The sequence below is a fragment of the Mucilaginibacter antarcticus genome, from assembly GCF_042686155.1.
In the GTDB taxonomy this organism is placed as follows: Bacteria; Bacteroidota; Bacteroidia; order Sphingobacteriales; family Sphingobacteriaceae; genus Mucilaginibacter; species Mucilaginibacter antarcticus.
Window position 1 is genome coordinate 113,054 of record NZ_JBHUON010000011.1, and the last position, 13,854, is coordinate 126,907.

The 13,854-nt window shown below is 35.9% G+C and carries 8 protein-coding genes; 6 read left to right on the top strand and 2 right to left on the bottom strand.

What is annotated here, in order from left to right:
- Positions 1-23: 23 nt before the first annotated feature.
- Positions 24-1,031 carry a YncE family protein gene (locus ACFSYC_RS11020; RefSeq protein ID WP_377127147.1) on the bottom strand — a complete coding sequence of 336 codons (1,008 nt, stop codon included), beginning with the start codon at positions 1,029-1,031 and terminating at the stop codon, positions 24-26.
- A gap of 467 nt (positions 1,032-1,498) precedes the next feature.
- Here ACFSYC_RS11020 and ACFSYC_RS11025 point away from each other — a divergent pair, with 467 nt between their 5' ends.
- The 3 genes from ACFSYC_RS11025 to ACFSYC_RS11035 are packed head-to-tail and all read left to right on the top strand — an operon-like array spanning position 1,499 to position 8,245.
- The gene (locus ACFSYC_RS11025) at positions 1,499-4,807 is read left to right on the top strand and encodes a helicase-related protein (RefSeq protein WP_377127150.1); all 3,309 of its coding nucleotides are present in this window, start codon (positions 1,499-1,501) and stop codon (positions 4,805-4,807) included.
- Positions 4,808-4,812: 5 nt separating this feature from the next.
- Positions 4,813-7,647, top strand: coding sequence for an Eco57I restriction-modification methylase domain-containing protein (locus tag ACFSYC_RS11030; protein ID WP_377127153.1), 2,835 nt, complete (start codon positions 4,813-4,815; stop codon positions 7,645-7,647).
- The gene (locus ACFSYC_RS11035; protein WP_377127156.1) at positions 7,619-8,245 is read left to right on the top strand and encodes a TaqI-like C-terminal specificity domain-containing protein; all 627 of its coding nucleotides are present in this window, start codon (positions 7,619-7,621) and stop codon (positions 8,243-8,245) included. Before ACFSYC_RS11030 ends, ACFSYC_RS11035 begins: the two co-directional genes overlap by 29 nt.
- Here ACFSYC_RS11035 and ACFSYC_RS11040 read toward each other — a convergent pair whose 3' ends face one another.
- Complete coding sequence (locus tag ACFSYC_RS11040; protein ID WP_377127159.1) at positions 8,246-9,199, bottom strand: TaqI-like C-terminal specificity domain-containing protein; 954 nt, start codon at positions 9,197-9,199, stop codon at positions 8,246-8,248.
- A gap of 72 nt (positions 9,200-9,271) precedes the next feature.
- Between ACFSYC_RS11040 and ACFSYC_RS11045 the strand changes: the two genes are divergently transcribed.
- From ACFSYC_RS11045 to ACFSYC_RS11055, 3 genes are read left to right on the top strand one after another with little or no spacing between them, the layout of a single operon-like run.
- Positions 9,272-9,865, top strand: a complete 594-nt coding sequence (locus ACFSYC_RS11045; RefSeq protein ID WP_377127162.1) for a master DNA invertase Mpi family serine-type recombinase — start codon at positions 9,272-9,274, stop codon at positions 9,863-9,865.
- Positions 9,866-9,875: 10 nt separating this feature from the next.
- Positions 9,876-11,984 carry an AAA family ATPase gene (locus ACFSYC_RS11050; RefSeq protein ID WP_377127165.1) on the top strand — a complete coding sequence of 703 codons (2,109 nt, stop codon included), beginning with the start codon at positions 9,876-9,878 and terminating at the stop codon, positions 11,982-11,984.
- 2 nt (positions 11,985-11,986) lie between these two features.
- Positions 11,987-13,318 carry an McrC family protein gene (locus ACFSYC_RS11055; RefSeq protein ID WP_377127168.1) on the top strand — a complete coding sequence of 444 codons (1,332 nt, stop codon included), beginning with the start codon at positions 11,987-11,989 and terminating at the stop codon, positions 13,316-13,318.
- Positions 13,319-13,854: the final 536 nt, after the last annotated feature.

The following is a 13,854-nucleotide window of genomic DNA, read 5'->3' on the forward strand; positions in this document are numbered from 1 at the left end:
TTTCAAGCTGTTATTAGGGGTTATTATTTCCCTACCTCAATTACATGAAAAGAACCGGGTATTTGTTTTGGCCTTTCGCCATTTGTTGCGGGTTCAGTTTCAGCTGCTGGCAAAAACAGGTGATGTGTAATATAATCAATACCAATAGTACGGGCACTCGGCTCAGAAGCGATCGTTTCAACAAACTCATATTTATTTGCCGACACTTCCCTTATAGCGCTTATGGTGCCCCCGGCATTAGCTGTATAAATTATTTTGGTTTGCGAATCGAAAACCAGTCCATCCGAATCGCCTATCGGAAATTTAGCTATCGTTTTGCCGGTAGCGGCATTCATTACAACCATTGTTTGCGAACCGGCGCAAGCAATAAATAAACGATTAGTAGCACGATCTATAGCTAAACCGGTCGGCTCCTCACCGCCGTCAATTTTATAACGGACAACCTCTTTGTAATTAATAGCGTCAAATACAATAACAGCATTTGTGGTCTCGCCGTTCACAAATATCTTTCCTTTACCGTCTGATACCGCTGTTTCGGGCTTATCACCCAATGGCACAGTACCTACTACTTTATTGGTAGCCGGATCGATTATAGTGGCATCCTTGCTGCGCCCGTTACAGGTAATTATTTTTTTAGAAAAATCATCATAAAAGATAGCATCAGGGTTTTGGCCAACCGGTATATCTGCCAATATTTTATAGGTCTGCAAGTCAAACACAGAAACAGAGTTTGCTTTTCCATTGCTGGTATAACCTTTCCCTAATGATTTGATCACCGCTATACCATGTACACCAGCCGTGTTAGGGATCACCCCGATTGAATCGCCGGCGGTGCTTAATATATTAACCTGTGTGCTATGCGAAACAAACATTCGTTTGCTTTCACCATCAACAGTAATATAATCCCACCCGCCTGTTCTGCCAATGGGGATATCTTTAATTATATGAAAGCCGGTTTTAGTTTGGGCAATGGTATTAGTTGCTGCTATTGCCAGTGCCCATGAGATGGCGACCATTTTGTTGTATTTCATGCAAATAATTTTAATTTAAAGCGATATACAAACTAATTCTGTAGAGATCTTGGAAGGGATTCTTGATGTGACTGATTTGCTCTTTTTACCGGGAAATAAAAATTAGGGTGCGACATTTGTCCGAAACAAAACAAAAAATCCTGTAAGTTATTCACTTACAGGATTTCTATTTGTTTTAATGTAGCCCGTAGGGTTCTCCTTTTCGAATTTTCATCAATGCAATGTTGTAAAAAGTTATACACAGTTATACAAAGCTTGATGCCGACAAATGAAGCCAGTTGTTCATTTATGAAGATTCAGCAATATTGAAGAATGAAAATATTGTATGAAAATTTGTATGGCGACCTCTTAGCCTTGTTATCTTTATCGCATTTCGGATCAATAAAAGGATAATGTTTTATAAACCTTATTATTGCTTAACTTTCCATATTCAATTCAGACATTTACCTTAAGGTTATAATTTATTAATGCCAACAAAGTTTTTTACAAATCGAGAAGAGAAAAGCTTATTCAAAAAGTTTAAAGGAGCCGTTGAACACATGGCTGATATTTATGCTTTTCATGCCGTGGTAGGCTATTTTCGCGCTTCAGGTTATTTTCCCATTCGCGAACATTTACACAAAGTACCTGAGGTAAAAATATTAGTCGGCATTAACGTAGACCAAATTAGTGCCGAATCTAAACGAAGGGGTTTGCTCTTTTTTGGCGATCCCGAACGTACAAGAGAAGAGTTTGTTAAATTGATGCGTCAGGACATACGTGAGGCCGAATACAGTAAAGAAGTCGAAGACGGTATTATGCTTTTTATGGAAGATATTATTGATAAAAAGATCCATATCAAAGTACATAAGACAAAAAAGCTTCATGCTAAGATTTACATTTTTTTACCAAAAAATTTTAATGAGTATAGCGGTGGTGAGGTTATTACAGGCTCGTCAAATCTCACCGATGCCGGGTTAGGAATAAAAAATGAAGGCAACTATGAATTTAACGTTGCGCTTAGAGATTATGAAGAAGTTGCTTTCGCTGAATCAGAGTTTCAAAAACTTTGGGAAGAAGGGGAAGATGTTTTGCCAATCGATGTAAATCGTGTTAAAGATGGTAGCCACATTGGACAGCTATATAAACCATTCGAAATTTACATCAAATTATTGATTGAATATTTCGGGAAAAACATTGAGTACGATCCTGATTCGGTTGGAGATTTACCTAAAAATTTTAAAAAATTAACGTATCAAATTGACGCCGTCAATCAAGGTTATAGTATGTTACTGGAGCATAATGGTTTTATGTTGGCCGATGTTGTAGGTTTAGGTAAGACTATCATTGCAACATTAGTTGCTAAACGGTTCTTAATATCGAATGGTACATTAAATACAAAAATATTAATAGTTTATCCTCCGCATTTAGAGCAAAATTGGAAAAGTACTTTTAGCCAATTTGGCCTTGACAAACATGTTCGTTACATAAGCAATGGCAGTTTGCATAAAATAATTGAACACAAAAATGATGATTATTGGCCAAAAGAGGATTATGATTTAATATTGGTCGACGAGGCCCATAAATTCAGAAATCATAAGGCTCAAATGTTTCAACAACTTCAACTAATATGTAAAACTCCGCGTGCAGTTGAGGGTAATGTATTAGGGTTACGGAAAAAGGTGATTTTAATTTCAGCAACCCCTTTGAATAACCGGCCAGAAGATATTTATTACCAGCTTCAATTGTTTACTGACGCCCGAAAATCAACACTTCCTGTAACTAATTTGCAAGGTTTCTTTGCTCCCCTAATAAAAAAATATAAAGAGGTATTAGCAGCAGCGAAGGTTACCGGAAAGCCTGACATTGGTGAACTAAGAAAAATATATGGCCTTATTCGTGAAAAAGTTTTGCAACCGATTACAGTACGACGCACTCGTACAGACGTTGAATCATACAGCGCTTATAAAAAGGATTTGGACGAACAAGGGATCAAATTCCCGGCAATTAATCCGCCAGTATCAATAGAATATAAACTCGGCCCCCAATTGGGAGAGTTGTTTATCAATACTATTGATTATCTGGTTAATAAAATCGCTTATTATAGATATAGAGCGATAGAGCATCTTCTGCCCGAAATTCAAAAAAAATATTATACGCAGGCGGAAACAGCATCAAAAACCCTTGCATACATTATGATGACCCAATTGGTGAAACGATTGGAGAGTTCTTTTGATGCTTTTAAGATTTCCTTAGACCGCTTTCACCTTTCCACTGCTCGGATGATAGAAATGTTTGAGAAGGGGAAAATCTATGTTGCACCCGATGCTCAGATAAACGATTTAATGAATAAGGGCTGGGACGAAGAACAAATTGATGAGAAGGTCTTAGAACTTTCGATAGATAATCCCAAAAATCAAATATTCGTTCCCGAAGACTTTGACGATAAATTTTTATCACTATTAAAGGAGGATCTTGTAGCGATTGATACTATTTGTAAGCAATGGAAAAAAACACATGTCGATCCTAAAATAGAGGTATTTAAAAAGTTATTAAATCAGGAACTATTAAGGAAGGACTACAACCCATCAGGTAAGTTGGTAATTTTCACGGAATCAAAAGATACAGCAAGATATCTTTTTAAAGTATTTAGCCAATGGGGTTACGAAGAGCAAACTATAATGATTTCGGCTGATAACCGTAAGTCTATGCAACATCGGATTCTAAGTAATTTTGATGCTAATTTACCGGGTAAACAAGCCGATGAGATTAAATATCTAATTACAACTGAAGTATTAGCAGAAGGTATTAATTTACATCGGGCTAATGTATTGGTTAATTACGACACACCCTGGAACGCAACCCGATTGATGCAGCGGATTGGTCGGGTTAACCGTATTGGCAGTACAGCCGATGTAATATACAATTACTCATTTTACCCAAGCCGTGAGAGCGATGCATTAATTAGCCTTTATAACAACGCTTATATTAAGCTGCAAGGCTTCCATTCTGCCTACGGTGAAGATGCTCAAGTATATACCCGAGAGGAGGTGTTAGAACAAGTTACTTTACATATTAAAGGGCTACCCGAAGAAGAGGACAAGAGATTAAAATATCTTGAATTTATTAGGGATTTCAGAAATAAAAACGAAAAAGAGTTTAAGCGAATAGCCCGTTTGCCCTTAAGGGCGAGAACTGCGCGTGACCCGGACCAAACGAACAGACAACGAGTTAAGGGGCAAACTTTGGTGTTTTTAAAATCGGACTATAAAATGGACTTTTTTAAAATTGGCGAAAAAAAAATAGAGCCCTTGAGTTTTGTGGAGGCGGCAGAGATTTTTGAAGCTAAACCGAATGAGTTAGCTGCCGATGAATTGCCGTCATACCACCATGGACAAGTTCAAATGGCTGTGAGAAAGTTTGAGGAAGATTTGCTTACACAGTCGGCAGATGCCTTGTCAGGCCCGCAAGCTGATGCCAAAACGAACCAGGCAAAGAAATTTATAAGGGAAGAAAAAGCAGCCAGCACCGACGATAAATTTAGAAAAGCTTGCGAGTTACTTTATAGCCTACTCGAAACCGGCACCTATACAAATTTAGCTACCGAAATTAATCAAGTACGTTTAAAATGCGATAAAAATCAACTATCTCCGGCCAAAGCCCATAACTTGATGATGACCTACGCAGTTAAATATGGTCATAAGGCCAATGAAGATAACGATGATGAACAACCTGAATTACCAATAACAATTACCGATATGCCCGCTATTATAATTTCCGAAACCTTTACTTTATAAATCACATGTTAAATTCAGAACAGCTTAAACCTATTTTAGAAAATAGCTATAACCGAAATGATTGGTACAAAATTTTAAGGCAAAATTTCAATGTGAATGTATTGAGAGAAAATCCTCCACCAATTGTTTCAGTCGCAGGAAACGAATTTAACGCTACAGCATATGAGCTGGGTGATTTTAATACAACTGAAGGGCATAAAGTGGGGATTTATGAGGTTGCAGTTCCCGGTGTAAAGCAGATTTACCGAAACAAAGTTGGTTTACGCAATTTGTTAAAAAACGTTTACCAAACCGATGTTGATGCCGCATTAATAGTTTTTACCCAAGGGGACAAATGGAGGTTTAGCTATGTTAGCGAGGTAACTACTCGCAACCCCGAAACCGGACTAAGGGAAAGTACTAAAACGGATCCCAAGCGCTACACTTATCTTTTTGGAAAAAACGAAAAGGCCAAAACAGCTGCTGATCGCTTTGCTGATATAAAGCGAGCTGATGCATCAACTGGTCAAGGGATAACGTTGAAAGGCCTTCAGGACACGTTCAATGTTGAAAAAATGTCAAAGGAGTTTTTTGACAAATATCGCAAGCATTATGGCGCATTCCTAAGTTATCTAATTGGCGAAAATGAAGAGGGTAAAGCATCAGGGGTTGCGGCAGAACAGTTTAAAACTATTTTTAATGCAGATGATAAAAAGGCGCGAGACTTTGTAAAAAAGATGCTCGGCCGGATCGTCTTTTTATACTTCTTAGAAAAGAAAGGCTGGCTTGGTGTGCCCGAACATGAAAGCTGGGGCAAAGGAGATCCAGACTTTTTAAGAAATCTTTTTGATAAAAGTAAAGATCAGGAAGGCTTTTATCCATTGGTGTTAGAACCATTATTTCATAACACTTTAAATCAGGTCCGCGATGGGGACTTTTTTGCAATTGACAATACCTTATTTAATGGGATTGAATACAATAAATATAAAATTCCCTTTCTAAATGGAGGCTTATTTGAACCCGAAGCATACAATACAGATTTCTTAATTTTTCCGGCAGAGCTATTTAAAAATCTTTTCGCCTTTTTTGATCGTTACAATTTCACCGTTCATGAAGATAGCCCTCAGGAACACACCGTAGCGGTTGACCCTGAAATGCTGGGGCATATTTTTGAAAACTTACTGGAAGACAATAAAGACAAAGGCGCATTTTATACTCCTAAAGAGATTGTTCATTACATGTGCCAGGAAAGTCTAATTGAATACTTATGTACTAAATGCGAAGCGGAATCAGATGAGAACTTACGTGCCGGTATTGAAGGATTTATTAAAAACCAAGAACTTGGCGGCATTGCCGAATATGACGAAATTATATTACAGGCCCTGCGAGATGTAAAGATCTGCGATCCGGCTATCGGCTCAGGAGCTTTCCCTATGGGTGTATTATTAGAGATTTTTCACTCAGTTGAAACACTCTATTATGAATTTGATGCCACTAAAAGAATTTGGGATTTGGAAGATGGCTGGAATCCGGCCAAAGTGAAATTAAGTATTATTGAAAATAGCATCTATGGTGTTGATATTGAACCAGGTGCTGTTGATATTGCCCGTTTGCGTTTTTGGTTGAGTTTAGTTGTAGATGAGGTTAAGCCACAACCGTTGCCTAATTTGGATTATAAAATCATGCAGGGCAATAGTTTATTAGAAAGTTTTGAAGACATTGACCTATGTGTTAAAGTTGGTGAAGAAGAAAACTCGTTATTTCGGGATGAGACAAAATTTAGCTTAAGCGACATCACTAAACTTAAAACACAAGTAAAAAAGTATTTCAAGGCCGATACCCCTACAAAAAAGGCAACATTACAGGCGTCCATTAACCAAGTAATTAATAAATTTATTTCTGAGCGTATTGCCGAGAAACAAAAGCGCAATGACGAAGCAACCAACGATGCAAGTAACAGCTTAGTTTTGGAAAGCAGGCGCAGCCCAACGTCAGAAGCTTTAAAAATTAAGCAACAAGGGAATTTAAAGAAACTTCGTTCAACCCTTGAAAAATTAATAAAAGACGGCGAACATATCCGTGAATTACAAAACGAGTTATTGTTAATGCGGCAGTCAAAAGTCTATCCCTACTTTTTATGGCATTTGTGGTTTAGTGATGTTTTTGATGATGGTGGATTTGATATAGTGATCGGTAACCCGCCGTATATACAACTTCAAAGCATGAAAAAACAGACTGATTTACTTCAGGCTGCTGGCTATGAGACATTTTCGCGAACAGGAGACATCTATTGTTTGTTTTATGAAGTAGGATTTGAGCTTCTTAAAACCGAAGGAATTTTGACTTACATTACCTCAAACAAATGGATGCGCTCTGCCTATGGAGAACGTTTAAAAGATTATTTTTTAAGAGAAACAAACCCTTTATTATTACTTGATTTTGGCGGTTACCAAGTATTTGAAACAGCAACGGTTGATACTAATATTTTAGTCTCGCAAAAGGCGATTTATAGCGGAAGAACTAATACTTGCGTTCTTAACAAAAGCCTAAAAAGTCTAAATAAAATGAGCGATTTTATTAGACAAAATATTAATGAGACATATTTGGATTCTGGAAGCTGGGCTGTTTTAAATTCAATAGAAACCGCTATAAAGAAGAAAATGGAAACAATAGGCGTTCCTTTAAAAGATTGGGATATTAATATATACCGAGGTATACTAACGGGATATAACGAAGCATTTATTATTGATGAAAAAACAAAAAATGAAATAATTTCTAAGTCAAAATCAGCAGATTTAAGCGAGATAATAAGGCCAATACTACGTGGGAGAGATGTACAAATACCGAGCCGAATGGGCTAATTTGTATATAATTGCTTTACATAATGGTTACACCAATTCTGAAGGAAAGATAGTTCCTCCAATATATATAGACGATTACCCATCTATTAAAGAACACTTGGATAAGTTTTTACCACAGTTGAAAATAAGGACGGACAAAGGATTCACACCATACAACCTCAGGAGTTGTATTTATATGGACGATTTTTTTAAACAGAAAATCATATATCCAAACATGACAAAATTCTTGCCTTTTTATTATGATGAACACGGGTTTTTCACTAATCAAAAATGCTTTATTATCAGTGGTAAAAACATTGGATTTCTAACTGCATTTCTCAATTCATCTATTTTTAAATTTTGCTTTAAGGAAAGTTTTCCAGAACTTCAGGGAGGGACAAGAGAACTAAGCAAGGTCTTTTTCGACAAGATACCTGTGATACAAATTACCGACGAACAAAATCAGCAATTTGAAATTATGGTAAAAGAAATTCAATCCATGAAGAATCAAAAGATGGATACCTTAGCGTTAGAGAAACAGATCGATCAGTTGATTTTTGATTTATATGAATTGAACGATAATGAAAGAAATGCTATAGGATACATAGAAATAAAATAATTAACTATTTGATATATAGGCTATTTCCTCTACACTTAAATCAAATAATTCAAAAAATAACAAATTTATACGGCAATCTACATCTATTGCCTCATCAATTAAATTATTTGAAATAGCAGTTAGATATAAATCAACTAATCGGCTTATTTCATATTTCGCTTCTTCACTTGCTTTGGGTATTAACAAGGGTTCCAAAGCCTGTACGCTCGTTATTACATCGCCGGTACCAGTTTGTGGAGAGTTTCTTAATAGCTCTCTTCTGCTCACCGTAGAATTTAAATATCCGACTAAAAATTTCATATCGCTGCCGGTAGCAAAACAAGTGCTGTCTAAGCAAAATAGTCCGCTTTCGTCATATGAGAATCTAATCACAGATCCGATTCGTTTCCAAATAATTTTTTGTTTAAAAAAATCGTCCATATAATTTGCTCCCCATCTCTGTAAGGCATACCATTCATACCTTATTCCTGTTTCGGCTTTGTTTCTATTTGACAGTTGAGTTTTGAAGTTTAATAAATGGTTGTAAATAGCCGGATATTGAATTTGGAATTGTATTTCTGCCTCTTTTGAGGCTCCAGAAATTGAGCTATCCTTGTGTAGCGGAAAATGCCACGGAATATAAATCAAATATAACTCCTGCCAGTTGGTTTTATATCTGTCTACATCTCTTCCTCTTAAAATTGGTTTGATAATATTACTTAAATCTTCACCTCCAGATTGCGAAACCAATTCATCCTTCTTCGAGGTATCTATTATGAAGGCATCGTTATATCCCGTTAGTATACCTCGATATATATTAATATCCCAATCTTTTAAAGGAACGCCTATTGTTTCCATTTTCTTCTTTATAGCGGTTTCAATTTCATTCGCGACGATCCAATTCCTTGAATTTAATTGTACTGAATTAATATTTTGTCTAATAAAATCGCTCGTCAAACTTAATTTACTAATCATACTTTTTAAGATGTTGCAGAATTTATCAAATCATATATTGTCTATTTTAACTCTTTAAAAAACATAGACACTATGAAATATGGCTACATCCGAATCAGTACGGACAAACAAACAACTGAAAATCAACGGTTCGAGATTTTAAAATTTGCTAATATTCGTCAATTAGAAATTGATGAGTGGGTTGAAGAAACAATCAGTTCAACCAAACGGCTTGACATACGCAAGTTTGGCGAATTGTTACAGCGAATGAAGAAAGGTGACGTTTTAATAGTGTCAGAATTATCGAGAATTGGACGTAACCTCATGCAAATTATGAAGATATTACATGACTGTATGGAAAAGGATGTAATGGTATATACAGTTAAAGAGAACTATGAATTAGGAAATAACATTAATTCCAAGGTTTTAGCATTTGCCTTCGGCCTATCTGCAGAGATTGAACGCAATTTAATATCGCAGCGTACAAAGGAAGCTTTGGCCCGTCGTAAAGCGGAAGGTAAAATATTAGGAAGACCAAAGGGCAGCAAATCACAAATCAGGAAACTGACAGGTAAAGAAGACGATATTAAGATACTGCTTAACAAAAAGATTTCGCACAGTGCTATTGGTCGTATTTTGGGAGTTCACCGAATAACAGTATCTTCATTCGTCAAAGAGTTTAAATAAAACCTACACAATGCCTAATACTTTACATTCGCGAGTATTGGAGTTTCTACTCAAATACCGCCAATCAAATTCCTCATTTAAATTTTGGCTCCGTCAGCGGGATAAAAATAATAGACTAACAGATGGCTTGTGGTTTCAAGGAACTGAAGGTTACACGTTTGTTGGCTTATACAACCGCGGCGGCGGCACAAATATGACTCGAAGTTTCGGTATCATTTTTTGGGAGGCTGACGATGGATCACTTGCAGCAAATATTCAAATTGTTTGGAATGAAGAAAAAGATAAAAAAATCATAGCATTTTATTTAAAAGCTATTGATTTATTGGGCGACTTTAGCAAGGAAACTACGACAAAGTACCTTAAGTATTTGGCTCCAAATAATGCGGAAGTAGCTGTACTGAATTTTTTAAAGAATGATAAACCCAAGGTTGATGCCTTGATTAAGGAGATGGGCTTATCTGAGCTCCTGTTTTTAGACGAGAACCAATTTAATGCCCAGCTAAGTAAAGTGCTTTCAATCAAGGGCATTGACAACGAAACGCAACCAAATTCAATAACCATGTCATTAAATACCATTCTATACGGCCCACCGGGAACGGGTAAAACGTACAACACCATTAATAAAGCTGTTGCCATAACAAATCCTGATTTTGTGGCAAAAGATCGAGAAGAATTGAAAAAGGAATATCAGCGATTGCGCGAGGAAGGGCAAATAGTGTTTACCACTTTTCATCAAAGTTTAGGCTACGAAGATTTTATTGAAGGTATTAAACCTGTATTACTCCAACCTGAAGATGAGGCAGAAGGAGTTGAGACGATACTACCGGGTACAGCAAATGCAATTGCTAATACTATAAATTATAAGATAGAGCCCGGAATATTTTTTACACTTTGCGAGAGAGCTCGTTATAGACCCGATGTTCAAATAAAACGTTTCCAAATAAGTGAAGATCAGTTTAAAAAAGCGCAGCTTTTTAAAATATCATTGGGCAATACTTTACGCTCCGAGGATAATGAGATATATGATTATTGCATGGAAAATAACTGCATAGCTTTGGGTTGGGGCGGCCTCAATAATTTCAGTAATTTAAACGAATCCGAAACTAAAGCCTTGGCTAAAGACAAGGGCGAAGGTGATTTTGCGACATCTTGTATTAGCAAATTTATACATTACGTCAAAAAGGGTAATTACGTACTGATTTCTAAAGGCAACTATATTTGCCGGGCAATAGGCCGTATTACTGGCGATTATTATTTTAAACAAACAGATGAAATTGATTATTGTCAATTTAGAAATGTCGAATGGTTGGTTAAAGATGTTGCAATTCCAGTTTCAGAAATTTATAATAAATCATTTTCTCAGCAAAGTATTTATAAGCTGGATCATCAAAAAATAAAGCGCGAGTTTTTTGTTAAAAGTGAGGAGGAAATAAAAAAGGAGATTGCCGCTAAGCCAAAAAATTATGTCATGATAATTGATGAAATTAACCGAGGTAACGTTTCACAAATTTTTGGCGAACTTATTACTTTAATTGAAGACGATAAGCGAGAAGGCTGCCCCGAAGCCTTAGATGTAACATTACCTTATTCTAAAAAAAGCTTTTCGGTTCCCCCCAACCTTCATATAGTAGGTACGATGAATACGGCAGACAGGAGTGTTGAAGCATTAGACACCGCCCTTCGCAGGCGCTTTAGCTTTATAGAAATGCTACCCCAAGAAAACAATATCGGAATTATCGACTTTAATGGCATTAACTTAAAAACCGTTTTACAAAATATTAATATACGCCTTGAAACCCTATTATCACGAGATCATCTTATAGGTCATTCGTTCTTCCTAAATATCGATAGCGTTACTAAGCTGCATAACGCATTCTTTAATAAGATAATTCCTCAGCTACAAGAATATTTTTTTGGTGATTATGGAAAAATTGGTCTTGTATTGGGTAAGTGCTTTATAACCGCCGTAGCTGATGTTGCCGTGTTTGCAGATTTTGAGTACGAGGACAAAGACCTTTTATCAGAAAAGAAAGTTTACAGGATCGTCAGTTTTACCGACGAAGATCATCTTATAGACGAAGATAAATTTATAGCGGCGGTTAAAGCAATTGCTGGTTAGTGATGAAGACACTCAAAGTTTTCGAGTATCAAACTATCTCCATAGGCCAAGACTTGATTTTCAATTTTGGTAAAAAACACCAAAAGTTATCATTAGAAAAAAAGTATATAGACGCTTTATGGAAGCTATATGATGCAAAAAAAAGGCCATTTTTCAAACCTACTCGTAATGGTATTTGCTTTAACCAATATGTGGGCGTTGTAAAAGTATTGGATCTTACTATTGAGATTTTGCCTAAAGCAGATAATCAACGGTTAAACTTGGACGATTTTGAGGCAACCAAGCAACAGGAAACTAAATGGCAAAGCATATTAATTGACATGTTAAAAGTATGCCATTTAATAAATACCCCTTCCATATCCGATGCACACTTAAAAACACGCAGCAATAGTATTCTTGATTTATATATTGAACGCTTTATTAATGAAATAAACGCCCTAATAAGGCAAGGACTGATTAAAAAATACAGAAAAGTAGAAGATAATTGTCATGCCCTTAAAGGGAAACTACTTGTAGGAAAACATGTTCAAAAAAATCTTGTACATCAGGAACGTTTTTATGTAGCTCAAAGCCATTATGACAAAAATCACTTATTACATAAAATACTTGCAAAGGCTATAGCGATATTGCCCGGTTTATGTAATAGCCAAGCATTAATATCTGAATGTTGTAGTTTAAAATTAAACTTTCCTGAAGTTGACGACTTACGAGTAACGGAGAATTTGTTTGATAAAATTAGCTTTGACCGGAAATCCAATCCTTATCAAATATCAATTCAAATAGCAAAAATGCTTTTACTGAATTACCGCCCTGATCTAAGCACTGGTGCTAATAATTCCATCGCTATTTTATTCAATATGAATCAACTATGGGAAGAATACATTTTTAAAATTTTGCACAAAAGCAGGCCACAGAGCGTAAAAAACATTTACAATCAAAAATCTATCCGCTTTTGGGAAACAGCAGCGTCAAAAAGATATTTAAAACCGGACATAGTAATTGAAACGGCCGAACAAGGGAATATTGTGATTGATACGAAATGGAAAAATATTAATAATGATCCTTCAAAAATAGGGATGGATGATTTAAGGCAGATGTACGCATACCATCATTTTTTTGAAGCCCGCAAGTGCTATTTATTATATCCCGGAAATAATGAACCCATAAAAAACGGTGAATTTTGTAGAAAATATTTTTTCAAGGCAGAAGAAATACAAGAAAAACACTGCGGTCTAATAATTTCGAAAGCTTGGTATGAAAGCAATCTAATTGCTAAGACCTATCTAAATTCTGGGTTAGGCGTCGAATTGTATAAATCTTTAGGTTTGATATAATACATAGCGCGTTGCTATTCGTTGGTAACATGATCCAACCATAGCATTATAGCCGTTTTTTTTCTACTGGATAACGCTATAATCAACAAGAAAAAAATCTCAACAATAAAAACGGGCAGAATTTTCTCAAAAATTAACTATTTAATTAGTTTGAAAGGTCGTTTTCTTACCTCTCAACATTTGTAATATTAAATAGGTAGCAATTATAAATTATATATAATAAAGATTTCAATACAATATTTTATAAAAGCTCCAAATTCACAATCTGCTAAAAGTTTCCTAAAACACCATTTCTCTTGCATAAATTACTGTAATACTCTCTCTTTACAAAGTTAGTCAGCGCTGATTTTAACATCAACTAACAGAGTGTTAATTATAAAAAAAGAAGATGTCGTAGACAAATTTTATGCAACAAATGATAGAGGGCAAAGGTGTAGCGTGGATATACCGCTGATATTGACCACCCAATTCCGGCGGAATGTGACCAGTGATTCCGCGTCAAATTGACCACCCCATTCCGGGGCAAACTGACCAGG

What these genes read in the sequence shown, in the direction of transcription:
- ACFSYC_RS11020 (WP_377127147.1), bottom strand. Translation starts at nt 1,031, where the DNA reads ATGAAATACAACAAAATGGTCGCCATCTCATGGGCACTGGCAATAGCA.
- ACFSYC_RS11025 (WP_377127150.1), top strand. Translation starts at nt 1,499, where the DNA reads ATGCCAACAAAGTTTTTTACAAATCGAGAAGAGAAAAGCTTATTCAAA.
- ACFSYC_RS11030 (WP_377127153.1), top strand. Translation starts at nt 4,813, where the DNA reads ATGTTAAATTCAGAACAGCTTAAACCTATTTTAGAAAATAGCTATAAC.
- ACFSYC_RS11035 (WP_377127156.1), top strand. Translation starts at nt 7,619, where the DNA reads ATGTACAAATACCGAGCCGAATGGGCTAATTTGTATATAATTGCTTTA.
- ACFSYC_RS11040 (WP_377127159.1), bottom strand. Translation starts at nt 9,199, where the DNA reads ATGATTAGTAAATTAAGTTTGACGAGCGATTTTATTAGACAAAATATT.
- ACFSYC_RS11045 (WP_377127162.1), top strand. Translation starts at nt 9,272, where the DNA reads ATGAAATATGGCTACATCCGAATCAGTACGGACAAACAAACAACTGAA.
- ACFSYC_RS11050 (WP_377127165.1), top strand. Translation starts at nt 9,876, where the DNA reads ATGCCTAATACTTTACATTCGCGAGTATTGGAGTTTCTACTCAAATAC.
- ACFSYC_RS11055 (WP_377127168.1), top strand. Translation starts at nt 11,987, where the DNA reads ATGAAGACACTCAAAGTTTTCGAGTATCAAACTATCTCCATAGGCCAA.